The following is a 23,988-nucleotide window of genomic DNA, read 5'->3' as shown; positions in this document are numbered from 1 at the left end:
GCAAAAAGTACGACGGTTGTACCGCCCGGAATCCGACGACCGTCGGCCGTCGGGCGATAACCGACGGTGGGAGGTGAGTGCGTCGATCGGGACACGGAACGGGACGACTCCGAGGCGGGCGTGGCGCGATCTGCTCACCCGGAGTCGGCCGACGCGGTCCGCCGACCGAGAAGCGCGCTCACGATCGCGACCGCGAGGGCGGCGAGCAGGGCGAGCGCTCGCCGGTGCATCGACGCCCGTAGCTGGTAGCTCCGATCGCGCGCTCGGTCGTCGAACGGCCCGTGCGCGCCGAAGTCCCCGGACAGCGGCTCGTGGAGGTTGTTCTCTCGGTCGGGATCGGTCGGCTCGTCGGTCAGCTGGGCGTCGTAGCCGCCGCTCGCGAGCATCCTGTCGAGTCGCCGCGGGATCAGGCGGTTGCCGAGGATCGCCTTCACCGTCGATCGCCCGACCCACAGCTCGTCCTCGCCGCGGTCGACGGTCCACGTGATCGCTCGAGCGGCGACCTCGGGCTGGTAGATCGGCGGCACCGGCTGGGGATTCTTCGACATCCGGCTCTTCGACCACTCGAACTGCGGGGTGTTCATCGCGGGCATCTGCACCATCGAGAGCTGGACGTCGCAGTCGTCGTGGATGAGTTCCGTTCGGACGGACTCGGTAAAGCCCTGAATAGCGTGTTTCGCGCCGCAGTAAGCCGACTGCAGCGGGATACCTCGGTACGCAAGCGCGGAGCCGACCTGCACGATCGTCCCCTCGTCGCGGGGACGCATCCGCTCGAGCGCGACCTGCGTGCCGTGAACGAAGCCCAGATAGGTGACCTCGGTGACCCGCCGATAGTCGTCGTCGGTCATCTCGGCGGCCGGCGAGAACACCGATACCATCGCGTCGTTCACCCAGACGTCGATCGGGCCGAACTCGTCTTCGACGGTCTCGGCCGCTTCCTCGACCTCGTCGTAGTTCGAGACGTCGGTCGGGACGACGACCGCCTCGCCGCCCGCGTTCTCGACGTCTTCGCGCGCTCCCTCGAGGCCGTCCTCGCCGCGCGCGAGGAGTCCGACCATCGCGCCGCGTTCGGCGAACGCGCGAGCGGTGGCTCGCCCGACGCCGGCCGATGCGCCCGTGACGACGACGACTTCGGAATCGCTGGATCCTGCCATTGTTAGCTACTACGGGGGTTGAGTCGATCGACCGTCTCGAGGGTGGCGTACTCCTCCCAGCCGCCGTAGCGGTCCTCGAACGAACCGCGCGGGACGCTGAGCACCACGATGAGCGCGGCGGCGGCGACGGCGTTGATCGCGGCGAGCGGCGGGACGCCGTCGAACAGCCAGGGGGCCACGGCGACCCACGCGGCCAGGGGGACGTTCAGGAACCGGATCGCGCGCGCGGGCTCGGCGGTCGCGATCACGGTGAAGGAGACGACCAGCGAGCCGACGAGGTGGCTGCTGTCGGCCATGAAGCCGGTCGTCCCGAAGACCGTCGGCGAGAGCATGAGCCACGCGCCCAGCGCCATCGCGGCCAGCAGCGTCCACGGGGTCGAGACGCCCCAGAACGGCTCGCTGGCGGGGGAGTCACCGATGTTCCGCGTCGCACGCCCGTCGACGCCGGACTCGTCCTCGGGGAGCGTCCCACCCATCCAGAAGGCGGTCCAGAGGCTGTCGCCCTGGCGCATCAGCCGGACGACGAACTGCCCCATCGCGACGACCTCGTCGACGGTCAGCGCGATCATCCAGAGCATGCCGAACGCCGACAGGAGACAGAGGGTACACCACGTCCCGACCATGATCGGCTGCGTGATGACCAGCAGCACCTGCGCGAAGCCGAGCGGGATCACGACGACGCCGAAGAAGGCGACCATCCACGGCATCGTCCGCCAGCGCCGCCGGTCGCCCATGAACCCCATCAGCGCCTCGACCGAGTAGGCCACCGCGCCGAGGCCGGCGTCGGAGACCGGGAACGCCTCCGAGACGCTCGAGGTCAGTATCGCCTGGGTTCCCGGGTCGTACAGCGGGTCCCAGACGCGCTCGATGTAGCCCAGCTGGAAGGCGGCCATGTACCACGAGGCGAAGAAGCCGAAGATACCGAGCGCGATCAGCGGCGCGCGCTGTGCGCGCGTCGAGGGGTTGTACGTCCAGCCCGACGGCACGGTCGGCCCGTCCATCTCCGAGCGCATCACGATCAGGACCGCGAACGTGATCACCATGACGCCGACGAGCCCGTTGTTGGCGTAGGCCGCGGCCGTCGGGGCCGCGAACGCGATCGGCGCGAACACCAGCCAGAGGCCGACGAAGCCGTTGGCGTAGTTGGCGTAGCCGTTCTCCCGGTAGATCGTCAGGCCGGCCAGCGCGATCAGGACGAGCCCGCTGACGATACTGTTCCAGAACACCAGCGTACTCTCGTAGCCCAGCGCCGGTGCGGTCGCGACGAGCCAGACCCCGAGCGAGATGACGGCGTACTGGACCCAGACTTCCTTCGTCGGATGTTTCAGCATCATCTCGCCCGGCCGCATCGAGTCGCCACCACCGTTCCCGTTTTTGTCGCCGTTTCCGTCGTCGCCGCCGTTTCCCTTGCCACCGCCGTTTTCGCCGCTATCGCCGCCGCCTCCGTTCGCGCCGTCCGCTCCGCCCCCGTCGCTGGCGGGCCGTGAGCGGCGCTCCCGTGCGTCGGTCGTCTCGGCCGTCGGTTCGTCCGTCGAGTCGTGGTCTCTGTCGCTCATGATTGCTCTGTCTCACTCGCTGTCGCTCGATCGTCGCACGATCTCGGTGCTCGAGTCGATTCCGTCCGCCCCGTCGCTCCCGAGCGGTGCCAGCGACGCGTCGCTCGAGCCGGTCGCGTCGGCCAGATAGAGCGCGCTGTTCAGGAGGCCGATGTGGCTGTAGGCCTGCGGGTAGTTGCCGCGCTGTTCGCCGGTCTCGTCGTCGACCGCCTCGCCCAGCAGGCCGAGCGGGCTGGCGTACTCGAGGATCGACTCGAAGCGGTCGCGGGCCTCGTCGGTCCGCCCGACGAGCGCGAGCGCGGTGACGAGCCAGAACGAACTCACGACGAACGGGCTGTCGGCCCCGGGGAGGCCGTCGTCGCCCTCGTAGCGTCGGACGAGGCCGTCGTCGGTCGCCAGTCGGTCCAGCGTCGCGTCGATCGTCCCCCGGACGCGGTCGTCGTCGGGCGGGAGAAAGCCGACGACCGGAACGAGCAGGTTCGCCGCGTCGAGCGTGTCCTCGTCGCCGAACGATCGCACGAAGCTGTTCGCGGACTCGCTGAATCCGCGCTCGAGGATCGCCTCGCGGACGTCGTCCCGGGCCGCCCGCCAGCGCTCGAGCGGCGCCTCGACGCCGTCGGCCGCCTCGGCGAGCCTGACGCCCCGATCCAGCGCCGTCCAGCACATGACCTTCGAGTAGACGAAGTCCTCGTGGTCGGTCCGCATCTCCCAGATGCCGGCGTCGGGCTCGTCCCAGCCCTCGCAGACGTACTCGACGAGGTCGCGCACGACCGTCCAATCGTCGGACCGCATCGGCTCGCCGTAGCGGACGCTCTCGTAGAGGGCGAGCACCAGTTCGCCGTAGACGTCGAGCTGGTGCTGGTTCCGCGCCGCGTTGCCGACGCGGACGGGCGCGGAGCCGCGGTATCCCTCGAGGTGGTCGAGGACGCGCTCTTCGAGGTCGCTCCCGCCGTGGAGGCCGTAGACCGGCGGCATCTCCGCCGGCTCGTGCCGGCTGCAGTGGTCGAGACACAGCTCGAAGTAGGACCGGGCCTCCTCGAGGTGGCCCAGTTCGGCCAGCGCCCGAACGGTGAAGGCCGAGTCGCGGATCCAGTTGTAGCGATAGTCCCAGTTGCGGACGCCGCCGAGGTCCTCGGGCAGCGAGGTCGTCGGGGCCGCACACACCGCGCCGGTCTCCCGGTGAATCAGGAGTTTGAGGACGAGCGACGAGCGGACCGCGAGGTCGTGCCACCGACCGCCGACGGGACAGTCCGTCTCGTCACAGTCGTGGGCCCACGACCGCCAGTACTCGACCGCCTCGGCGAGCGTCTCCCGGTGGCGCGACGGCTCGAGGGGGATCGCCTCGCCGTAGCCGAGCACCAGCCAGCGCGTCTCGCCGGCGTCGAGCGTCGCCGTTGCGCGCGCTCCGCGTCCGTCGGCCGACGGCTCGAGGGGGAGGTCGCTCGAGAGGACGGCACGCACGCCGTCGCCGGTCGCGACGACGCCGTCGGCCGCGGACTCGATTTCGGGCACGTCGCGCGCGTAGTCGAATCGGGGCTCGAACTCGATCGCGACCTCGAGCGGGCCGTCCTCGCACTCGAGTTGCCGGTAGATCGCGGGCGGGCAGTCGTCGTGCCCGATCGCGCGGTCATCGGCTCCGATCGCCTCCGGGACGGGCATGAAGTCCGTCACCGTCGCGCTCCCGCCGGCGGTCCGGAACGTCGTCTCGAGGACGTTGGTCCGATCGCGGTAGCGCTGGACGGACTCGAACGAGCCCGTCGGTCGGACGGCGAAGTGACCGCCGCGTTCGGCGTCGAGCACGGCGGCGAAGACGCTCGGCGACTCGACGTGCGGGAACGGACACCAGTCGATCGAGCCGTCGCGACCGACGAGGGCGACCGTGTTCCCGTCGCCGATCGCGCCGTATGCTTCGATCGGATCGTACTGCATGAATTGATTCGGTAACTGATTGACGTGGTCCTGCGTCAGTGCACGCGTGCGAATCGATCCCGATTCGGCTCCCCGATGGACGGTCGGGTCGTAGTCGCCGCGTCCATTTCCGTATTCGGCAGTCATTCGAATGGTCGGCGCCGTCGCCGGCGGGTACTGAATCGACGAGAGGGGTGCCGGGCTGGCGACGCTTCGGGGCGGAGTAGCCGGACGCGTCCGGCGGTGCCGGCGACTCCCCTCAGGCGGCGGCCATCTTCCGACAGGTCTCGGCGCAGTCGCGGAGGACGTCCGCACAGACTTGGCAGTGTTCGGCGTCGTGCCGTTCGCACTCGTCGGCACACTCCTCGCACGCGTCGGCGGTCGTCGCCGCCAGGTCGGAACTGAACCCGGAGTCGCGAGCCATGAACCGCGCGTGCGTCGCCGCGAGGTCGGCGACGTCTCGGCAGAGCCGGAGACACTCCGCCATCTCCTCGCCCTCGCCGGCGCACTCGTCGGCACACCACTCGCAGGCCTGCGCGCACTCGAAGCAGCTATCGATACACTCCTGCATCTCCTCGTCCTCGCTGACGTGGTCGATCTGGGTCAGTGCCATACCGGTCGACGGGTCGGCCCGGAGCGGTTTTGTTAGGCGCGCCCCACGGCGCGTCGACCGAACGGTGAGGACCGAAACCACGGGGATGCGACGTGATATCGTCGATCGGTGAGTGCGCGTTCACATCGGATTACCGGGAGGCCCGAGCCCGGTCGCCGCGGCCGGCGATCGGGGTCAACACCGTTCGATCGCGTAACGCGACGTTGGGTGACCGGTCCGACCGCAAGCGCGGTCGGTGAAACCGCATGCCGCGCTTTAACGAACGGGAGCCGCGTACGTCGCGTATGGCTCACTCCGTCGTTCACCTCCTCGGTATCCCCTTCGCGATCATCGCCGGCACCGGAGCCGGCGTGTTCGCGCTCCTCTCGTGGGGGATCTTTCGTCACTCCCCGTTCGGGACGGCGGTCGCCCTCCTCTCGCTCGGCATGGCCGGGGTGACGATCTACCACACGGTGCTGCTCGTCGCTGGCCCCGATCCCCTGCTCCTCCACGTCGCCCGTAGCGCGGCGAACACGATCGTTGCGGTCGTTCTCGGCGCACTGATACTCCGCCACCACCTCCGTCGCCGAACCCGGCCGGCGGGTGAGCGGTCGTGAACGGGCTCTCACCCTTCGTCGGCTACGATCTACTCGTCGGGATCGTCGTCGCTCTCGAGTTGCTGTACTTCCTCTCGCTCGAGGCGTCGGTGACGGCCTACCGCCGGTTCGTTCTCGTCACCGTCTGCGGGCTGATTCTGGCGGTGACCGGCGGACCGGTCGCCGAACTGCTCGCGCCGTCGCTCGTCCACTGGGTCCACGGGAGCGCCGCTCTGCTGGTCGTCCTCGGGCTCTACGATCCGGTGACGAACGACGTGCGAACGACGGCGTGGTCGCGCGTGTTGCTGAGCGATCCCGAACGGATCCGCCGGCAGGCCGAGTGGATGACGCCGATGGACGACGAGATACTCACCGTCTTCCACGGCTCCGAACTGGTCCTGACGCCGGCGGTCGTCGCGGTCAACGCCGGCTACAGCCGAAAGGAAGTGAACCGCCGGCTGCTCGAGCTGGCGGATCACGGCCTCCTCGAGAAGGTCGAACGGGGCAAGTACCGGTTGACGGGACGCGGTGAACGGTACCTCCGCGGCGAGTTTCACACCGCTCGGACGGCGGACGGAACGGACGACGGAGCCGGCGTCCCGCGGTGAGGTGCCGGACCGTCGGCCGATGGGCTCGAGCGGCCTGTCGGTGACCGTCCGTCCCCTGGTTCTGGAGGCCGGGTTCCGCTCGGCTCATAATTATCTGGCGTACCCGCGTCGCGCGAGGGACCGCAGATCGATATCGAGAGTTGCGAGGAGAAGCAGTCCGTATCCCCCGAAAAGGGGGAGAAGTGGAAGGGAGTAGTACGGGCACCCACAGAGACAGCCGGCCGGCTCAGCAGTCACGCGAGTGGCTGGCCCCAGCCCCATCGGTGATGAGAAAGTGACGTCTACTCGAATATGCCGCCAGTAGACGTAGTTCTCCGGAATGTCGCAGGCACAACCCAAACAACCGCCGATAAATGGTGGCGGAACGGTACTCAAAAGCAGGAGGAGGAAGCCGCCCACACTGAGTGCCCAGCGCCCCGAGACATAGCCCACGTACCCTGCCACGACGAGCAGGCTTCCGAGACCGAGAAAGAGCCCGATGAACGGGATGAGGCCGGAGAGCACATAGGTAAGGACCGTCAGACAGATACCGAGAGTGAGTACAGCGCTCACCCCCGTTGCCCGTCTTCGAGATGCCGCGTGCATAAATGATAGAGGCTAGCATACAGCAATAAGCGTTTGTGATTTCGAAATCGAGAGTCGGTCACGTTTCTTCCTCGATGGTCGATTCGCATCTCTCCGTGGCAGCCGGCCCCCCTCCCGCCCCGCGAACATTTTGACGATCCCGTTCGTACCATCGCGTAGACATGCACCTCGAGCCAGACAGCACGGCGGTGGTGGTCGTCGACATGCAAAACGGGTTCTGTCACCCGGGCGGCTCGCTGTACGCGCCGGGCAGCGAGGAGGTCATCGTACCGATCGCAGATTTCGTCGACCGGGCCCGCGAGACAGGGACGCAGGTGATCTTCACCCGCGACGTCCACCCGCCCGAACAGTTCGACGACGCGCACTACTACGACGAGTTCGAACAGTGGGGCGAGCACGTCCTCGAGGGATCGTGGGAGGCCGAGATCGTCGACGAACTCTCCGTCGAGGAGGCCGATCACGTCGTCGAGAAACACACCTACGACGCATTCTACAACACCGAACTCGAGGGGTGGCTGAACGCCCGCGGAATCGACGATCTGGTGATCTGTGGCACCCTCGCGAACGTCTGTGTGCTCCACACCGGCGGCAGCGCGGGACTGCGGGACTTCCGGCCGATCATGCTCGAGGACTGTATCGGTGCGATCGAGGACGACCACCGCGAGTACGCCCTCGATCACGCCGCGTGGCTCTTCGGCGAGGTCGAGCCGAGCGACGACCTCGAGTTCGCCTGAGACGGTCCGCTGTCAGTCAGTGCCGGCGCGACGCCGGTTGCGCTCGCGCCGGTCCATCGGTACAGCAAACCGTCTGCGTCTCGCGCCGTCCGTCTCTCTATAGTACCGACTGAAACGAGTTACACACCGATCGTAGAGTCCGCGGCTCTCGAACTGCAGTGTTTTATCCGAGCGGGCCCGAAGCACGGCTATGAAGCCGAGCTTTCGCCGACGCTCGAGACCGCCGGAACGACCGTTTCTCGAGCCGCGAGCGGACGGTGAGTACCGATGAGCGACCGACGGTGGAAATCGGTGTACTTCGCGGGGATCGCGCTCAACGCGATCGCGTTCGCGAACGCCGTCATGAACGGGTCGTGGCTGTTCGCCGGCGTGTTCGCGTTCGTCGCCGTGTACCTCGTGATTCGACTTCGAATGGGGATCCCCGATACCGATAGCAACGACTGAACCGTGCGATCGGGCGTGCAACGCGCCACGCCGTCCCGGCCGTCAATGCGTCCCTTTTCAACGCCGCCGATCGAACGAGGGCGTATGAGAGCGCGTCGATCGCAGCCTGTCGAACCGGTGGGCGAACCGCGACTCGAGACCGGAGCGAAGAGGGGGTTCGAATGAACGAACGACGGTTACGACCGGTGTATCTGGTCGGCGTCGGGCTCAGCGCGTACGCGTTCTGGTACTTCGCCTCGCTCGGCGACTATCTGTACGCCGGCCCGTTCGCGCTCGTGGTCGTTTTCTCCCTCGCTCGTCTTCGGGCGCTGACCGCCGACTCCTGACGCCCGAGCGTCTCGACGCCACGAATCCGCGAGAGAGGACCCAGAATCCGCGAGAACGGAACCGAATGAGGTGAGACCGAACCGGTGAGCGGCCGGAACGGGACGAAAAACGGAGTTCCAGTGGCCGCTGAAACGCAGTATGTGCCTGATCGCACGACTGCACTGCGATCGGTGTGTGAGTCGGTTCAGTGGCTACGTGGAGTTCCCGCGGAAGACCCGGTACGCGCCCTGCCCGGTCGCTACGGCCTTCGTCTCCCCGTCAGGGGTCGTGCTCTCGACGGTGATCTCGCTGACGCCGACGCTCTGTCCGAGGCGAATCACGTTCGCCGTCGCCTCGAGGTCGCCGGTCGCCGGCCGGAGGTAATTGATATTCAGGTTGATCGTCGCCATGCTGACCTCGAAGGGGTCCCCGTCTTCGAGGGCCGTCTGGAGCGCGAACCCGCCGACGGTGTCGATGAGCGTTGCGGCGACGCCGCCGTGGAGGTCCGCGCGCCGGTCGGTCACGTCCGGACGCGTGTTCGTCAGTTTTTCGTCGTACGGAATCGAGAGCGTCATCGTCCCGCGGTCGACGTTCTCGACCGTGGTCCCGAGCCAGGACAGAAAATCCTGATTCTCGTCGATGAGGTACTGAAGCGCGCTCTCGAGGTCGTCGAACTCCTCGAAGAACGCCCGCATATCATCGGTCATACACGCCTGTCACCCACCGACGTTCTTTACGGCTACGTTTCCGGACGGTCCCGTTTTCGAGAGTTCATTCGTCTCCGAGTCGTTCGATGGTCACGATCCACGCGTTCGACGACGGCCCCGTCGCGAACGACCGTGTCGGTGGTGAGTCCGATGAGTGACGACGGCTCCGAGTGCGGTTGTCGATTCCGCTCAGGCGGGCCCGCTCGAGCGAACGCGCACCCGAACGCGCTCACCGCGCTCGAGCTCGCGATCCGGACGGATCAGCTTCGCACCGAACTCTTCGTCTCGAGCGCAAAACAGCGAGAGCCCGGTGATCGGCTCGCCGTTCGCCGTGACGGTCACGTCGTCCCACGCGATCGTTCGGCCGTCGGCGACGCCGAGCCGATCGCCGTTGAGCGAGACGACGCGGTCGGCTCCGTTCTCAGCGGGTGAACCGTCGCGCTCGAGCAGCCCGCCGCCGTCGTAGTGGGGCACTCCGCCGTCGAGGACGCCGCCGCCGTCGGCTCGCACGCCGACGAATGCCGATCCCGGATCGGGGTGTGCGGGCGCATCGAGGACCGCGTACGTGTCGCCGCTCGAAACGACCCGGCCGGTGCCGTCCCACTCGAGGGGGCGGACCGACACTCCGAGGTCGATCGGGAGCGATCCGGTTGCTCGGTAGGGGTTCTGATCCGATCTGCGAAAGCCGACGTGGAGGTGGTTGTCGACCCACGGCGCGAAGAAGCCCGCTCGGACGAGTCGGCCCAGCGAGTCGCCCCGCTCGATCCGGTCGCCGGCCTCGACCGAGGGGTCGACGTGGAGGATTCGGACCGTCAGCCCGGACAGGGGGCTTGAATCCGCAGGCTCGAGCAAAATCAGATGATCGTGCTCGGGCGCGTAGGGTTTCGGCGGTGCGCGGACGGTGCGCGTCTCCCGGACCGCGCCGTCGACCGGGCTCGGCGCGGCGGTCGTCCGGCCGTCGACCAGCGTCCCCGGGTACAGATCGATCGCGCAGCCGCCGTCGTGGGCGGGGTAGGGCGAGTTGTACAACGAGAAGCGCTCGTACTGCGACAACACGGTCTCGGGGAGCGTGACGGCCATTCGTTGTCGGTATCTGGGGCCGGGAGCGTTTAGACCCACCGGGACCTACGGCCGCTATGCGCGTTTTTCGCGGCCGGGCGTCGTCCGTCGAGTTCGATCGCGACGCGAGTCGACGGCTGCTCTCGATCGCCGCCGACGGCGAGCCCGCCGTCCGCGTCTGGACCCCCCACCGGCAGGTCGCCTTCGGTCGTCGGGACGCCCGTCTCGAGGGGTACGATCGCGCCCGCGAGGCCGCACGCGGGCTCGGGTTTCCGCCGCTCGAGCGCGATGTCGGGGGGAGAGCGGTCGCCTACGACGGGGAGACGACGCTGGCGTTCGCCCGCGCCGAACCGATCGCAGATATCCGAGGCGGAACGGCCGAGCGCTACGAGCGGGCCACGGCCGACCTCGAGCGAGCGCTCCGAACGGTGGGCCTCGAGCCGACTCGCGGCGAACCCGACGACTCGTTCTGTCCCGGGACGCACTCGCTGTCGGTGGCGGACGCGAGCACCGGCGGGCGGCGAAAGGTCGTCGGCATCGCCCAGCGCGTCCGACGGGACGCCGCCCTCGTCGCCGGCGTCGTCCTCGTCGCGAACCGCGAGGAACTCGCGGAGGTGCTCGAGCCGGTCTACGACGCGCTCGCGGTGCCCCTCGAGCCGGCGTCGATCGGGACCGTCTCCGACGCGGGCGGCCCCGCCGATCCGTCGAGGGTTCGGACCGCGATCGAGGACGCGCTGGTCGGCGACGCGACGACCGTTTCGCTCGAGGCCGTCGGTGACGGAGACGAGAGGAGTCACTGAAAAGCAGTGGCTGAGAGACTACCAGTGAGCACAGGAAAACCACGTCTCACTCCTGACTGGCCACCCGGCGTGCGGTGGCGCGCGCTGGACCGCGGCGAACGGAGGTGAGGCGTGAACGAAGTGAGCGCCTCGGAACGCGAACGGTGACCGCAGGGAACCGTGAGCCGTGTGAGCCGCGGTTCGAAGCCGTGCGAGGGATGAGCGAGTGCAACGAGCGAATCGGCTGGGGAGGGCGTGGCGATTCCCTGTTGCCACAGTAGCAGGACACTTTGTTCATCGAACTCACTACCGAACGCTCTACTCAGTAATAATCTGTCGTGAGGGGCTGAACCGGACCCGAGAGCGATAGCTCGACTCGAGCGAAGCGTTTTGAACGCGGCGGCCCGAAACGTGCCCGATGACACGACTGGTCGAACTCGAGGAGAGCGGGCCGCGCAGACTTGAGCCGTCCGATATCGACGACGAAAAGGGGGACGTCGCGGTCTGCCAGTGCGGACTGTCGGACTCGTTTCCGTTCTGTGACGGGAGCCACCGGGCGACGCGCGACGAGGACGACGACGCGACCTACGTCTACGCGGACGGCGAGCGCCGTGAAGTCGAACGGGTCGTGACGGTCGATAACAGCGACGAGTAGTCCCGCGGCGATCGACTCACCGCGTCGGAACTCGAGTCCGACGCGTCACTCGCGTGATCGACCCCCTCACATCGAACGCGCGGAGTTACAGACGACCAGCGCGCTGCTCGCGGCCATCGCGACGGCGGCGAACAGCGGGTTCAGGAGGCCGGCGACCGCCAGCGGGATCGCGACCGCGTTGTAGGCGAAGGCCCAGCCGAGGTTCTGGCGGATCCGCCGGTGGGTGCTCGTCGCGACGTCGAACGTCTCCGCGACGGCCGTGAGATCGTCGCCGACGATCACCGCGTCGGCCGCGTCGGTCGCGAGCCGGGTCCCGCCGCCCATCGCGATCCCGACGTCCGCGGCGGCCAGCGCGGGCGCGTCGTTGCTCCCGTCCCCGACCATCGCGACCGTCCCTCGAGCCCGAAGCCGGTCGACGGTTTCGGCCTTCGCCTCCGGTGGCACGCCGGCGAAGACCTCGTCGACGCCCTCGAGCGCGCGGAACGTCTCGGTCGCCGGCCCCTCGTCGCCGGTGAGGACGACGACCTCGCGACCGTCGGCGAGCGTCTCGAGCGCGTCCGCCAGTTCCTCGCGGGGCGAGTCCCCGACGACGATGAGACCACGAGCCCGATCGTCCCAGCCGACGACGACCGGGACGCGGCCGGCCGCGCGAGCGTCGTCGATCCGCGCCTCTAGCGAGTCGGGAACCGCGAGCCCCCGCTCCCGGAGGAAGTCGGGATGGCCGACGACGACGCGATCGCCGTCGACGAGGCCGCTGACGCCGCGGTCGGCGCGCTCGAAGTCCTCGACGGCGCTTTTCGCGACGGTGTCGCCCGCCGCGCGGTCGGCCGCGGCGTCGGCCACGGCTCGCGCGATCGGATGCTCGGAGAGCGCTTCGACCGCACCGGCGCGCCGGAGCAGTTCGGCGGCGTCCCGGTCACTCACGCTCTCGTCGGCCACATGAACGCTCTCGTCGTCCTCGTCGACGGTGAGAACGCCCTCGACGGCCATCGCCCCCGTCGTGAGCGTCCCCGTCTTGTCGAGGACGACCACGTCGACGTCCGGCGCGTCCTCGAAGATCGTCTCCGCGGCGACGACGATTCCCCGCTCGGCGGCGGTCTGAACGCCCGCGGCGATCGCCAGCGGGGTCGCGAGTCCGAGCGCGCACGGACAGGAGACGATCACGACCGTCAGCCCGAGCAGCAATGCCGTCGACGCGCTCGAGCCGGTCGCGAGCGAGACGGCGGCCGTCCCGACGGCGAGGGCGACCACCAGCGGGACGAAGACGGTCGCGAGTTTGTCCGCGAGTCGCTGGACGCCCGGCCGCGAGCTCTGGATCGACCAGAGCAGCGAGACGAGCCGATCGAGGGTGCTCTCGGCCTCGTCGCCGACCGCGACGACGATCGGGGCGTCGGTGACGACGGTGCCGCCGCGGACGAAATCGCCGGGCTCCTTCCCGACGGGCAGGGGTTCGCCGGTGATCAGCGACTCGTCGACGGCGGCGGATCCCTCCCGGAGCTCGCCGTCGAGGGGAACCCGCTCGCCGGGCCGGATGAGGAGCCGGTCGCCGGGCTCGACGGCCTCGAGCGGGACGGTCTCGCCGCTCTCGAGGCGGGCCTCGTCGACCTGGCGTTCGGTCAGTTCGGCGAGGAGCCCAGTCGCGCGGCGCTTGACCGACGTCTCGTAGCGGGTGCCCGCGGTGACGACGAGGACGATCGCGACGGTGACATCGAAGTAGAAGTGGCTCTGCCCGAGCAGTACCGCGACCGCGCTGTAGGCGTACGACCCCAGCGCGGCGGTCGCCACGAGCAGGTCCATGTTCGGCCGTCCCGCCCGGAGGCTGACGAACGCACCCCGGAGGATCGGGTAGCCGGTGTAAAAGAGGATGAACGACGTGAACAGCCAGATGTTCGCCGAGAGAAAGGCGGTCTCGTAGCCGCCGAAGTCGGCGACCGGCTCGAGGCCGAAGTAGGTCGGGTAGAGAAACAGGACGTACCACACCATGACCATCATCCCGAAGAAGCCGCCCAGCAAGAGCGGGGCGAGGCCGTCGTCGGCTCCCGCGTCGCCGTCGGCGGCCGATCGATCGGACGCGGTGTAGCCGTAGCCGGAGACGAGAGCGGGCAGGTCGTCGGCCGCGAGCCGGTCGGGATCGTAGACGAGCCGGATCGTGTCCGTCGCGTAGCTCGCCGTCGCGCCGAGAACCCCCGGCTCGCGCTCGGCGGTCGTCTCGAGGAAGGCTTCACAGGTCGAGCAGTGCATGCCATCGACCGCGAGGAAGGCGTCCTCGCCGTCGAGGTCGTCGAGATTGCGGCCGCGATCGCGGTCGTCTCCCTTCCGATCTCGCCGGTCGAGCTTCGACTGCACCGCCGACTCGTCCGGCGCGTCGGTCGCTCGCTCGAGGGTTCGGTGGACCTCGAGACAGCCCCGGCAGCAAAAGGTCCCGTTCGCGTCGGCGGCGGCGATCGGCTCCGCGGGAGTCGGCAGGTCACAGAGGTCGCAGGTGTCGGTGTCAGCGTCGGGATCGACGCTCGGTTCGCCGGCCGCGCTCGAGCCGTCGGTCTCCGTCGCGGCTGCCGACGAGCGCGCGGTCGGCGGTGGGTCTCGTGCCATCGTTAGAACAGTGGGGAGTACGGCAGCGGCAGGTGCGGGAGGTGGATTCCGTACAACATCAGTCCGTGCGAGAGGGGAATGTAGCCGAGAACGATGAACGCTGCGCCCAGCCCGCGGTGGAGTCGCACGCGCGTCTCCGCGCCGATCGTGGTCAAAAGGGTGCCGTAGGCGAACAGCGTGGGGATCGTCCCGAGTCCGAGGACGCCCAGCGAGAGCGCGCCGCGCGTCGGCGAGCCGAGCGAGAACGCGTAGAGGTAGGCCGGATAGATGATCGGACACGGCATGAGCCCGTGGACCGCGCCGAGCGCCGCGATCCCCGGCGACGTCGCGAGCCGATCGACCCGACTCGAGAGCAGGCCCGAGAGGCGGCGGAACAGCGCGCCCACGACGGGGAGGTCGTGGCCGGGGACGGCGGTCCGCCCTCGCACGTAGTAGAGCCCGCTCGCGATGATCGCGATCCCGACGAGGATCCCCGTCGCGCCCCTGACGCCGTCGCCGACCGCGGCGACGGCCTCGCTCGAGGCGATCGTGACCGCGCCCAGCAGGCCGAACAGGCCGCCGATGGTCGCGTAACTGGCCGTCCGACCGAGGTTGAACAGGGCGTGCTGGCGCACCTCGTAGCCGGTGAGCGTATCGTCGCGGCGCTTGTCGCTCGCGGCGCCGATTCGGTCGGCGTAGGTCGTCACGAGCGGCCCGCACATTCCCAGGCAGTGCGCGCCGGCGAGGAGCCCGACGACGAAGAGCACGAGCAGGTTCACGCGCTCGAGTCCGGTTCCCGCTCCCGCGGCTCCGATCAGCGGAGAGGCGGGCGAAAGCCGGCCGTATTCGAGTGGTGTACCGAGTACGGGGGCGGTCGATGCGATTGACATGGGATCACGAGCGGTTACGAACGGTCACGAGCAGTGTCGGTTCGAGTACGACGGGCGTCATCCTGCGGGACGGATCAGCCGGCTGTGCCGTTTCCGTCGCCATCGCGGTCGCGTCCGTGGTCGTCGCCGTGCGTTCCCTCGACCGGCGACATCGCGAGGTAGAGCGAGCCGACGATGAGGACCACGTTGACCGCGCTGACGGCACCGGCGAGTCCCGAGTCGGTGACGCCGTAGACGAGTACCGGAACGATCGCGAGTAGCCCCGCGGTCGCCGCGAGTCGGGGCGAAACTGTCTCGAGAGCCATATCGGTACTGGGAGCGACTGACGTTTAATACCCCCAGCTATTTTCACGGCTCGGGAATAACGGCTGGCCGTAAGTCACCCCCTTCCCCTATTCATCCGTATGAGCTCCCAAACGCACCAACAGGATTCTGAAACGTACCAACGGGATCCCGAACACGTTCGGACGATCGGTCACGACGAGTACGATCCGATCGGGACGCTGGTCCTGATCGGGATCTACTTCGTGATACTGGTAATGCTGTGGCTGTTCATGTACTTCGTCGAGTTCCTCGGGAACGGCCCGACCGTGGTCGACCTGCTTCTGCCGGTGGTGGGTCTGGCATGAACATTCACACCTACGAGAAGGTGTGGCTGGTCGCGTCGATGGTCCTGATCGTCGGCTTCATCGCGACGATCACGTACGGCGCGATCGGCCCCGGCATCGCGATGATAAACGACGAGGGCGGTGACATCAGTCCGGACGCCGTCTCCGACGACGAGCGCTTCGACGATCCCGGCGTCGAACACGTCGGCGGCAACGAGTACGAGGTAGCCGTTCTCGCGCAGGCGTGGTCGTACTCACCGAGCGAGATCGAGGTGCCGGCCAACAGCGAAGTCACGTTTTACGTCACGAGCCTCGACGTGACGCACAGCTTCTCCGTCGTCGGGACGAACGTCAACACGATGGTCGTCCCCGGACAGGTCTCGGAGATGACGGTCCGGTTCGACGAACCGGGCGAGTACGGCATCCTCTGTAACGAGTACTGCGGGGAGTTCCACCACACGATGGAGGGGAAACTGAACGTCGTGCCCGAAGACGAGTTCGACCTGACCGAGCTGTCCGTCGAGGCCCCCGACGAGGTCGCGGCGGGTAACGAAACGACGATCAACGCGACCGTGTCAAACGGGATGCAGACCGACCTCGAGACGACCGCGACACTCGAGATCGGCAATCAGACGGACGAACGCGATGTCACTGTCTCGGGCGACAGTAGCGAGACCGTCGAGTTCACGGTCGACACCGCCGAGCTGGAGCCGGGCGAGTACGACTGGACCGTCACCGTCGACGGCTACGAGGAGACCGGAACGCTCTCGGTCACCGACGCGACCGCGGGCGATGACGGCGGTTCCGACGGAGGTGACGGCAATGCGTAACGCCTACGTCGACCAGTTCCCGACCGAAGCGCGCGTGATCAAGGCGGCGTTCTGGAGCTCCTTCATCGCGCTGGCGATCGGCGGCGCGCTCGGCCTCGTGCAGGCGCTCCACCGGACGGACGTCTTCCGATTCCTCGAGTCGCCGGACTACTACACCGTCCTGACCGCCCACGGCGTCTTGCTGGCGATCTCGTTCACGATCTTCTTCCTCGTGGGGGTCTTCACCTGGGCGGTGACGACCAGCCTCGAGCGCGGCGTCGAGGACATCCGCTTCACGTGGGGCTGGTACGCCATGATGGTGGTCGGGACGGTGCTGGTCGCCGTCACGATCTTCGCCGGGTTCCTCGAGGAGCCGCCCGTGGTACTCGGCTCGGAACTGTACGCGGACGTCCTCTTTACGTTCTACGCGCCGCTGCAGGCACACCCCTTCTTCTACGTCGGGCTGGTGCTGTTCGTCGTCGGTTCCTGGCTCGCCGGCGTCGACTGGTTCCGGACGTGGTGGGCCTGGCGGAGCGAGAACCCCGACGAACGGATCCCGCTCCCGACGTTCATGGTGTTGACGACGACGCTGTTCTGGTACATCTGTACGCTCGGCGTCGCGCTGTCGATCCTCGTCTTCTTGCTGCCGTGGTCGCTGGGGATCGTCGACTCCGTCAATCCGCTGTTGACCAGAACGCTGTTCTGGTACTTCGGCCACGCCGTCGTCTACTTCTGGCTCATGCCGACGTACGTCCTGTGGTACACGATGTTGCCGAAGTTCTCCGGCGGCAAACTGTTCAGCGACCCGCTCGCACGCGTCGTCTTCGTGCTCTTCCTCTTGCTCTCGACGCCGCTTGGCATTCACCACCAGTATCTGGATCCGGGTATCGCTGAAGGGTTCAAGTTCATCGCGATGACGAACACGATGTTCCTCCTGTTGCCGAGCCTGCTCACCGCCTTCACCGTCGTCGCCAGCATGGAACACGGCGCTCGCCAGCGCGGCGGCGAGGGCTACGTCGGCTGGCTCACGGCGCTGCCCTGGCGCGATCCGATTTTCACCGGCATGGCGCTCGCGGGGCTGATGTTCGCCGCGGCCGGCTTCTCCGGCATGATCAACGCGGGAATGAACATCAACTACCTCGTCCACAACACGTGGTGGGTCGTCGGCCACTTCCACCTGACCGTCGGCACCGCCGTCGCGTTGACCTTCATGGCGTCCGCCTACTGGTTCATTCCGCAGCTGACCGGCAAGGAACTCTGGAACCGCTCCGTCGCGCTCGGCCAGGTACTGCTCTGGTTTATCGGAATGACGTTCATGTCGAACGCGATGCACCGATCCGGGCTGTTCGGGATGCCCCGCCGGACCGCCGAACCGCAGTATCAGGGCTTCGAGTTCGAGCCCGCCGTCGGCACCGTCGGCGAGATCAACGCGCAGGTCGCCCTCGGCGCGGTGATACTGACCGTGTCGCTGGCCCTGTTTCTCCTGAACATGGTCATGACCTCGTTCAACGAGACCAGCGACGCGATCCCCGACAACACCTTCGCCGGCACGCTCTCGGGCCCCGAGGACTCGCCGGCCATCCTCGACAACCTCGCGCTCTGGACCGCGATCGCCGTCGTCCTCGTGATCTTCGCGTACACGCTCCCGCTGGCGAGCATCGTCGACGCGGGCGGTCTGTTCGGTCCCGATATCGACGGCTTCCAGCTCGGCATCGAGACCGGTCCCGCGATCGTCCTCGAGTCCCTCCGCGAGGTGATTCCGTAAATGCGCATCTCGAAGGGTGCGCTGCTGGTGATCGTCGCCGTCCTCGTGCCGTTCATCGTCGAGTTCCGAACGGCGCTCTCGTGGTTCGGGGTCGAACTGACGGTCCTCGAGTCGCTCGGGCTGGGCGCAGCGCTCGTCCTCGCGCTGGTGCTCTGGGCGGTGTGGCCGCCCGGCGGTGACGCCGACGCCGAGCCCTCGGGCTCGAACTGAGGGCCGCGCCGTTCTCGCTCGACTCCTCGTTTCTTATTCAGAACGCGTCGCGTTCCCGAAGCCGATCGACCACGTCTCGGACCCGCTGGGACGCTCCCCGCGGCGCGACGAGAATCCGGTCGTCGAACGCGGCGACGATCAGCTCGTCGACCTCGAGCAGCGAGACGTGCGAGTCGGGCGCGGCGACGACGTTGTCCGTCGCGTCGACCGAGAGGACGTTTCCCGCGACGCTATCGTTCTCCGCGCCGTCGTCAGCGTCCGTCTCGAGCGCTCGTCCGACGGCGTCCCACGTTCCGAGGTCGTCCCAGCCGACCGATAGCGGCGTCACGAACGCGTCAGTCGCGCGTTCCATGATCGCGTAATCCACGCTGACGGGCTCGACCGCGTCGAAGCCCCGCGCCGGCTCGCCGTCCTCGAGCGCGTCGACCAGCGCTGCGAGCGGCGAGTCGCGCGCTTCCCGCAGTAACGCACCGGGCGTCCAGGCGAAGATCCCGGCGTTCCAGTACGCGCCGGCCTCGAGGAGCGCCGTCGCGTCCGCGCGGTCGGGTTTCTCGGTGAATCGATCGACGACGCCGAAGTCACCGTGTTCGCCGAACTCGCTCCGTTCGGGAACGATGTAGCCGTAGCCCGTCGCCGGCCGCGTCGGCTCGACGCCCAGCGTGACCAGCCCGTCCGTTTCGGCCGCGATTTCGGCCGCTCGCTCGAGCCGGCGGGCGAACGCCGCGTCGTCGTCGACGTGGTGGTCGCTGGGGAGACAGACCAGGACCGGCTCCCGATCGAAGCGCTCGCGGAGTCGCCAGGCGGCGTAGACCAGCGCCGGGCCGGTGTCCTTGCCGTCGGGTTCGACCAGCACGCCCGCTTCGGGCGCGTGCTCGTGAACGTCGTCCACAAAGGAGTCCCGGGTCAGGACGTAGCGCTCGTCGGCGAACGCGGTCCGATCCATCGTTTGCGAGAGCAGCGAGCGCTCGCCGCCGAACGCGAGGAACTGCTTCGGCCGGTCGCTGCGGCTCGCGGGGTAGAGTCGACTGCCGATGCCGCCGGCGAGGACGCAGGCGACGATTGGACGATCCATTTACCAGGTCTCGATCCGCCCGTTTCGGACGTCTTCCGCGCACCCTTCGCAGTCGGGATGGCCCGCCTCGTAACAGGCCGGCCGGTACTCCTCGTCGAGCTTCGCCGCCCGCTGTTCGGCGTAGCGCCGACAGACGATCTTCGCCCGTCCCGCCTCGTCCGACGGTAACTCGCGGGCGTTTTTCGCTACCTCGTAGGCCTCGCGGGCCTCCTCGAGTTGCCCGTCGGTCGATCTGCGAAGCTCCTCGAACTGTTCGCCCGCGCCCTGCAGCGTCGAGCGCAGGATCCGCTCGAGCCGACGCCGATCCGCCATTGGACACCCGTTCGACCGGCGGGCACATAGGCCCGTCGCCGACGGCTGCCGTCGGCGTCGGGCGCGCGGAATCGATGACAACGATTTTGCCCGACTCTCCCGTCGAGTACGGACATGGCTATCCGCGACGCGCTCCGGGGGATCACCTGTCCGATGGTAACCCCGTTCGACGACGGATCGATCGACGAGGCGGCGCTCGCCGACCTGCTCGAGCACCTGCAATCGGGCGGCGTCGACGCCGTCTTTCCCTGCGGAACGACCGGCGAGTTCCCGGCGCTGACAGCCGACGAGCAGCGTCGCGTCGTGGAGGGGACCGTCGAGCGCGCCGACGTCCCCGTCGTCGCGGGTGCCGCGGCGACGAGCGTCGACGATACGGTCGCGGCTATCGACCGCGCCGCCGACGCGGGGGCCGACGCCGCCGCGATCGTCGCGCCGTACTTCATCACCGCGAACGCCCCCGCGGGCAATCGGCGGTTCTTCGAGGCCGTCCTCGAGGATGCGTCGCTCCCCGTCTTGCTGTACAATATCCCGCAGTGTACTGGCCAGCGCATCGAGCCCGAGACCGTCGCCGCCGTCGCGGCCCACGAGCGAGCGATCGGGATCAAGGACTCGAGCGGCGACCTCGAATACTTCCTGTCGGTGCTCGCGAAGACGTCCGACGAGTTCCTGTGCCTGCAGGGGTACGACGCGCTGTTGGTCCCCGCGTTGCGGATGGGCGCCGACGGCGGGATCAACGCGCTGTCGAACGTCGTTCCCGCGATCATGAGAGCGGCGTTCGACCGAGCCGAGGACGACCGCGGCCGGGAGCTCCAGCGCGACGCGATCTCGCCGCTGTTCGAGGCGTGTACGACCCACGGCTTCGCTCCGGCCACGAAGACGGCGCTGGCCGAGCGCGGCGTCATCCCGTCCGACGAGGTTCGCCCGCCGCTAGTCGCCGTCGACGACGCGGGTACCGAAGCGATCAGTGGCGCGCTCGCGGTCGGCGAGCAGTAGCAAGAGTGGGTGTGTCGTAGAACTGCGCGGCCGGGAAAGAAGGAGTCTGCTCAGCAGTAGTAGACCCAGAAGGTGTGTTCATTCGAACACTCGAGTTCCGTGTGGTCACCGAACGCAGCGACGTACGGGCTGATTTTCAGTTCCACGTCCCCTTCCGGGACCGGGATGGAACTGTGCTCTCCGCACTGTGGACACGCGACTTCTCGAGTTTCTTGTACTTGCATCGGCGCTGATCACGTATTATACGCCACGAATGATAATGAACTACTCTCCTCTCTCCTTGATAGGTTCACGGTCACTCTATCAGCTGTACTGAGCGAATGAGGCTGTGCGAGATCACAGAGCTCCTCGGACAGTATTTTTGAATGTTACTTATACGAAAATTGGCCCAACACGACCTCTGAACCGGACACAGAACGTTCTGGCAGGTATTGGTCAGGTTCGTCGAGTCGTGCGAGATGCACAGCGAGAATGTCGCACGAGATACAGCTCGATTTGCGAAGGCAGTGATCGCTCAGTGCAGAACAACTACTTAGCGGTCGGATGCCTCGAAATACTCCTCTTGTGAAATCGTGTATCTGTGAACGTCGGCTACGGTATCTGCCTGTTGATGCCAATTCCGCAAAATCCCCTCGTGTTGGCCGTCATACCGTTCAACGTACCTTTCGATTGCTCGTCGAGACTTCTCGTTCCCGTCAACGTGGGCGGCAACAACGAGTTCGAGGCCGAGTCGGTCAAACGCGACGGAGAGGATGGCATCGGCTCGTTCACCTGAATATCCGCGCCCCCAAAATCGTTTGTCGAGGATGATACCGAGGCTGGCAGACCGTTTCTCCCAGTCGGGGTACAGGCCCGTCGTTCCAGCGATCGCACCTGCACCGTCTTCGCCTTCCTTTGGCCGTATCACGTATTTTGCTGCTTCCCCATCGTTCCACAGTTGTTCTGCTTCGTTCACGTAGTCGTACGTCTCTTTCACCGTGTCGTGGGGGTTCGAATCCCAGTACTCGAACATCTCCGCAGTTTCGTCGCCATTGCTGTAGAACTCATGGAGAACAAATACATCGACAGTGTCGTGTGAAATTCGTTCGAGATGGAGGCGTTCCGTCTCGATGCGTTCAGGAAACATAGTGTACTATTCGTAGCCGTCAGTAATCATTGTTGAGTACGCAGATCTACTATTCGCATCTGATGGGTCTGTGGTTACTTCGATAGCTTCTTGGCCTGTACGGAGCGATTCATCGATTCGAAGAGCGGTGGTGTGCGACGAGTTCGATGACACCCTGGCGATTGACCCAACTGAAACGGTTCACACCCGATCGCCAGACGGACGGCGGCCCATCGACGCCCGCTTGCGGTTTCTTTCGCCGACGTTCACTTTCGCTCCGGTGGCGGTAATTTAAATACTATCGGGCGCGAACGGACGTATGCCTCCCAGTGAAACCAAAGAGGAGGCGAGAAACAATGAGCGACGTACGACAACACGCGGACGACATACACGAGCAGTTTTCGGACCACCTCGACGACGTGAGCGTCGAGGACGTCGAAGAGCGCCTGACCACGCTCGTCGACGAATACAAAGTCCCGATCGACGAGGCGCGCCGGAGCGTCACCAACCACTACCTCGAGGAGGCCGGCCTCGAGCGCGAGGACATTTCGAGCGGCGACAGCGAGAAGGCCAACGTCGAGGACGTCGACGAACCCGAGGAGTGGATCGACCTGACGGCCAAGGTCATCGAACTCTGGGATCCCCGCAGCGACTCGGTCGCGCAGGTCGGCCTGCTCGGCGATCCGACGGGGACGATCAAGTTCACCAAGTGGGCTAAATCCGACCTCCCCGCGCTCGAGGAGGGCGGCGTCTACGAGCTTCGCAACGTCGTCACCGACGAGTACCAGGGCCGGTACTCGGTCAAACTCAACTCGACGACGGTGATCGAGGAGCTCGACGACGACCTCGAGGTCGGCAACGACACCAGCGAGATCGAGGGCGCACTGGTCGACATGCAAAGCGGCAGCGGGCTCATCAAGCGCTGCCCCGAGGAGGACTGCACGCGCGTCCTCCAGAACGGCCGCTGTAACGAACACGGGGAGGGCGAAGGCGAGTTCGACCTCCGCATCAAGGCCGTCGTCGACGACGGCATCGACGCCCACGAGGTCATCTTCGACAAGGACGCCACCGAGGATTTGACGGGACTGAGCCTCGAGGAGGCCAAGGACATGGCGATGGACGCGCTGGATACGACCGTCGTCGCCGACGAGATCAGGGACGATATCGTCGGCACCTACTACCGCATCGAGGGGCCGACGTTCGGCCGCTACGTCCTGGCCGACGACGTCGAGGAACTCGACGGGCCGGCGGATGCAGAGGAACTGCTGATCAAAGCGAGGTCGATGTGATATGAGCCAGTCAGAACTCACCCGCGAAGTCGCCCGCCGCGTCTTCGCCTCCGAATTCAACGACTCGACGTACACCTTCAAAGAGAGCGACGACGAGCGCGCGCCCAACTACGCGTTGCTCCCGACGGGCGACCGCGCGAACCGCGTGTTCGTCGTCGGCACCCTGACCGAGACCGAAGACGTCGGCGACGAGAGCGAGTACTGGCGCGGTCGGGTCGTCGACCCGACCGGGACGTTCTTCGTCTACGCCGGGCAGTACCAGCCCGAGGCCGCCTCGGTCCTGCGGGACACGGAGCCGCCGGCCTACGTTTCTATCGTCGGCAAACCCCGCACCTACGAGACCGACGACGGCACCGTCAACGTCTCCCTGCGGCCCGAGTCCATCTCGATCGTCGACGACGCGACCCGCGACCGCTGGGTCGTCGAAGCCGCCGAACTCACCCTCGATCGCATCGACGCCTTCGAGGAGTGGGAAGCCGAGCAGGAAGCGCCGGAAAGCGGCTCGACCGCGCCGACGAACGAGTACGCCGAGATGGCCCGCGAACGGTACGACTCCCCCGTCGTCAACTACCGCAACGACGTGATCCAGGCCCTCGAGAGCCTCGAGACCGTCGACGAAGCGGAGGCGGACGACCCGGAAGCGACGGTCTGACGCGGCCGGTTCGATTCTTTGTTTGTAGC

28 protein-coding genes are annotated in these 23,988 nt (G+C 67.1%); 14 read left to right on the top strand and 14 right to left on the bottom strand.

Annotation, left to right across the window (positions count from 1 at the left end):
• Positions 1-134: 134 nt before the first annotated feature.
• From AC0QDI_RS20610 to AC0QDI_RS20595, 4 genes are all read right to left on the bottom strand, one after another.
• The gene (locus AC0QDI_RS20610) at positions 135-1,154 is read right to left on the bottom strand and encodes an SDR family oxidoreductase (protein ID WP_474671380.1); all 1,020 of its coding nucleotides are present in this window, start codon (positions 1,152-1,154) and stop codon (positions 135-137) included.
• A gap of 2 nt (positions 1,155-1,156) precedes the next feature.
• Positions 1,157-2,710, bottom strand: coding sequence for a vitamin K epoxide reductase family protein (locus AC0QDI_RS20605; RefSeq protein ID WP_474671378.1), 1,554 nt, complete (start codon positions 2,708-2,710; stop codon positions 1,157-1,159).
• Between the two features lie 12 nt (positions 2,711-2,722).
• Positions 2,723-4,639 (bottom strand): glycoside hydrolase family 15 protein, encoded by a 1,917-nt coding sequence (locus AC0QDI_RS20600; RefSeq protein WP_474671416.1) that lies wholly within the window; start codon positions 4,637-4,639, stop codon positions 2,723-2,725.
• 238 nt (positions 4,640-4,877) lie between these two features.
• Positions 4,878-5,231 carry a four-helix bundle copper-binding protein gene (locus AC0QDI_RS20595; RefSeq protein WP_474671376.1) on the bottom strand — a complete coding sequence of 118 codons (354 nt, stop codon included), beginning with the start codon at positions 5,229-5,231 and terminating at the stop codon, positions 4,878-4,880.
• A 284-nt stretch (positions 5,232-5,515) separates the two neighbouring features.
• Between AC0QDI_RS20595 and AC0QDI_RS20590 the strand changes: the two genes are divergently transcribed.
• Both AC0QDI_RS20590 and AC0QDI_RS20585 read left to right on the top strand, forming a co-directional pair.
• Positions 5,516-5,827 (top strand): hypothetical protein, encoded by a 312-nt coding sequence (locus tag AC0QDI_RS20590; RefSeq protein ID WP_474671374.1) that lies wholly within the window; start codon positions 5,516-5,518, stop codon positions 5,825-5,827.
• Positions 5,824-6,414 carry an ArsR family transcriptional regulator gene (locus AC0QDI_RS20585; RefSeq protein WP_474671372.1) on the top strand — a complete coding sequence of 197 codons (591 nt, stop codon included), beginning with the start codon at positions 5,824-5,826 and terminating at the stop codon, positions 6,412-6,414. The genes AC0QDI_RS20590 and AC0QDI_RS20585 overlap by 4 nt, the downstream gene beginning before the upstream one ends.
• Positions 6,415-6,504: 90 nt before the next feature.
• On the opposite strand, the gene AC0QDI_RS20580 is transcribed toward AC0QDI_RS20585, so the two are convergent.
• Complete coding sequence (locus AC0QDI_RS20580; protein ID WP_474671370.1) at positions 6,505-6,999, bottom strand: hypothetical protein; 495 nt, start codon at positions 6,997-6,999, stop codon at positions 6,505-6,507.
• A 161-nt stretch (positions 7,000-7,160) separates the two neighbouring features.
• Here AC0QDI_RS20580 and AC0QDI_RS20575 point away from each other — a divergent pair, with 161 nt between their 5' ends.
• The 3 genes from AC0QDI_RS20575 to AC0QDI_RS20565 all read left to right on the top strand — a co-directional run bounded on the left by AC0QDI_RS20575 (position 7,161) and on the right by AC0QDI_RS20565 (position 8,503).
• A complete protein-coding gene (locus AC0QDI_RS20575; protein ID WP_474671368.1) occupies positions 7,161-7,733 on the top strand; it encodes a cysteine hydrolase family protein in 573 nt (190 codons plus the stop codon).
• 267 nt (positions 7,734-8,000) lie between these two features.
• On the top strand, positions 8,001-8,177 hold the full coding sequence (locus tag AC0QDI_RS20570) for a hypothetical protein (RefSeq protein WP_474671366.1): 177 nt from the start codon (positions 8,001-8,003) through the stop codon (positions 8,175-8,177).
• A 161-nt stretch (positions 8,178-8,338) separates the two neighbouring features.
• Complete coding sequence (locus AC0QDI_RS20565; RefSeq protein ID WP_474671364.1) at positions 8,339-8,503, top strand: hypothetical protein; 165 nt, start codon at positions 8,339-8,341, stop codon at positions 8,501-8,503.
• A gap of 192 nt (positions 8,504-8,695) precedes the next feature.
• Here the strand turns inward: AC0QDI_RS20565 and AC0QDI_RS20560 are convergent, their stop codons facing one another.
• Both AC0QDI_RS20560 and AC0QDI_RS20555 read right to left on the bottom strand, forming a co-directional pair.
• The gene (locus AC0QDI_RS20560; protein ID WP_474671362.1) at positions 8,696-9,190 is read right to left on the bottom strand and encodes a PaaI family thioesterase; all 495 of its coding nucleotides are present in this window, start codon (positions 9,188-9,190) and stop codon (positions 8,696-8,698) included.
• Positions 9,191-9,379: 189 nt separating this feature from the next.
• A complete protein-coding gene (locus AC0QDI_RS20555) occupies positions 9,380-10,270 on the bottom strand; it encodes a DUF8155 domain-containing protein (protein ID WP_474671360.1) in 891 nt (296 codons plus the stop codon).
• 56 nt (positions 10,271-10,326) lie between these two features.
• Between AC0QDI_RS20555 and AC0QDI_RS20550 the strand changes: the two genes are divergently transcribed.
• Positions 10,327-11,049 (top strand): lipoate--protein ligase family protein, encoded by a 723-nt coding sequence (locus AC0QDI_RS20550; RefSeq protein WP_474671358.1) that lies wholly within the window; start codon positions 10,327-10,329, stop codon positions 11,047-11,049.
• Between the two features lie 397 nt (positions 11,050-11,446).
• Complete coding sequence (locus AC0QDI_RS20545) at positions 11,447-11,683, top strand: CDGSH iron-sulfur domain-containing protein (RefSeq protein ID WP_474671356.1); 237 nt, start codon at positions 11,447-11,449, stop codon at positions 11,681-11,683.
• A gap of 66 nt (positions 11,684-11,749) precedes the next feature.
• On the opposite strand, the gene AC0QDI_RS20540 is transcribed toward AC0QDI_RS20545, so the two are convergent.
• From AC0QDI_RS20540 to AC0QDI_RS20530, 3 genes are all read right to left on the bottom strand, one after another.
• Positions 11,750-14,275: a heavy metal translocating P-type ATPase gene (locus AC0QDI_RS20540; protein ID WP_474671354.1), complete on the bottom strand. Its 2,526-nt coding sequence runs from the start codon at positions 14,273-14,275 to the stop codon at positions 11,750-11,752.
• A 2-nt stretch (positions 14,276-14,277) separates the two neighbouring features.
• On the bottom strand, positions 14,278-15,144 hold the full coding sequence (locus tag AC0QDI_RS20535) for a sulfite exporter TauE/SafE family protein (RefSeq protein ID WP_474671352.1): 867 nt from the start codon (positions 15,142-15,144) through the stop codon (positions 14,278-14,280).
• A gap of 74 nt (positions 15,145-15,218) precedes the next feature.
• On the bottom strand, positions 15,219-15,449 hold the full coding sequence (locus tag AC0QDI_RS20530) for a DUF8131 family protein (RefSeq protein WP_474671350.1): 231 nt from the start codon (positions 15,447-15,449) through the stop codon (positions 15,219-15,221).
• Positions 15,450-15,548: 99 nt separating this feature from the next.
• On the opposite strand from AC0QDI_RS20530, the gene AC0QDI_RS20525 reads away from it, so the two are divergent.
• The 4 genes from AC0QDI_RS20525 to AC0QDI_RS20510 are packed head-to-tail and all read left to right on the top strand — an operon-like array spanning position 15,549 to position 18,536.
• Positions 15,549-15,773, top strand: a complete 225-nt coding sequence (locus AC0QDI_RS20525; protein ID WP_474671348.1) for a hypothetical protein — start codon at positions 15,549-15,551, stop codon at positions 15,771-15,773.
• Complete coding sequence (locus AC0QDI_RS20520) at positions 15,770-16,582, top strand: cupredoxin domain-containing protein (protein ID WP_474671346.1); 813 nt, start codon at positions 15,770-15,772, stop codon at positions 16,580-16,582. Before AC0QDI_RS20525 ends, AC0QDI_RS20520 begins: the two co-directional genes overlap by 4 nt.
• Positions 16,575-18,326, top strand: coding sequence for a b(o/a)3-type cytochrome-c oxidase subunit 1 (locus tag AC0QDI_RS20515; RefSeq protein ID WP_474671344.1), 1,752 nt, complete (start codon positions 16,575-16,577; stop codon positions 18,324-18,326). Before AC0QDI_RS20520 ends, AC0QDI_RS20515 begins: the two co-directional genes overlap by 8 nt.
• Positions 18,327-18,536 carry a CbaC protein gene (locus AC0QDI_RS20510; RefSeq protein ID WP_474671342.1) on the top strand — a complete coding sequence of 70 codons (210 nt, stop codon included), beginning with the start codon at positions 18,327-18,329 and terminating at the stop codon, positions 18,534-18,536.
• A 37-nt stretch (positions 18,537-18,573) separates the two neighbouring features.
• Here AC0QDI_RS20510 and AC0QDI_RS20505 read toward each other — a convergent pair whose 3' ends face one another.
• Both AC0QDI_RS20505 and AC0QDI_RS20500 read right to left on the bottom strand, forming a co-directional pair.
• Positions 18,574-19,608, bottom strand: a complete 1,035-nt coding sequence (locus tag AC0QDI_RS20505) for a mannose-1-phosphate guanylyltransferase (RefSeq protein WP_474671340.1) — start codon at positions 19,606-19,608, stop codon at positions 18,574-18,576.
• Positions 19,609-19,920, bottom strand: coding sequence for a DUF7091 family protein (locus AC0QDI_RS20500; RefSeq protein WP_474671338.1), 312 nt, complete (start codon positions 19,918-19,920; stop codon positions 19,609-19,611).
• A 114-nt stretch (positions 19,921-20,034) separates the two neighbouring features.
• Between AC0QDI_RS20500 and AC0QDI_RS20495 the strand changes: the two genes are divergently transcribed.
• Positions 20,035-20,913, top strand: coding sequence for a dihydrodipicolinate synthase family protein (locus AC0QDI_RS20495; protein WP_474671336.1), 879 nt, complete (start codon positions 20,035-20,037; stop codon positions 20,911-20,913).
• 50 nt (positions 20,914-20,963) lie between these two features.
• On the opposite strand, the gene AC0QDI_RS20490 is transcribed toward AC0QDI_RS20495, so the two are convergent.
• Both AC0QDI_RS20490 and AC0QDI_RS20485 read right to left on the bottom strand, forming a co-directional pair.
• Positions 20,964-21,137 carry a hypothetical protein gene (locus AC0QDI_RS20490; RefSeq protein WP_474671334.1) on the bottom strand — a complete coding sequence of 58 codons (174 nt, stop codon included), beginning with the start codon at positions 21,135-21,137 and terminating at the stop codon, positions 20,964-20,966.
• Positions 21,138-21,445: 308 nt separating this feature from the next.
• Entirely contained in the window at positions 21,446-22,039 is a 594-nt protein-coding gene (locus tag AC0QDI_RS20485; protein WP_474671332.1) for a GNAT family N-acetyltransferase, read from the bottom strand.
• A 335-nt stretch (positions 22,040-22,374) separates the two neighbouring features.
• Between AC0QDI_RS20485 and AC0QDI_RS20480 the strand changes: the two genes are divergently transcribed.
• The gene (locus AC0QDI_RS20480) at positions 22,375-23,307 is read left to right on the top strand and encodes a replication factor A (protein WP_474671330.1); all 933 of its coding nucleotides are present in this window, start codon (positions 22,375-22,377) and stop codon (positions 23,305-23,307) included.
• Position 23,308: 1 nt separating this feature from the next.
• Positions 23,309-23,959 (top strand): RPA family protein, encoded by a 651-nt coding sequence (locus AC0QDI_RS20475; RefSeq protein ID WP_474671328.1) that lies wholly within the window; start codon positions 23,309-23,311, stop codon positions 23,957-23,959.
• Positions 23,960-23,988: the final 29 nt, after the last annotated feature.

The sequence above is a fragment of the Natrinema sp. LJW11 genome, assembly GCF_056135975.1.
The sequence above is the reverse complement of the archived record's forward strand: the minus strand, read 5'-3'. Positions and strand labels throughout refer to the sequence as shown.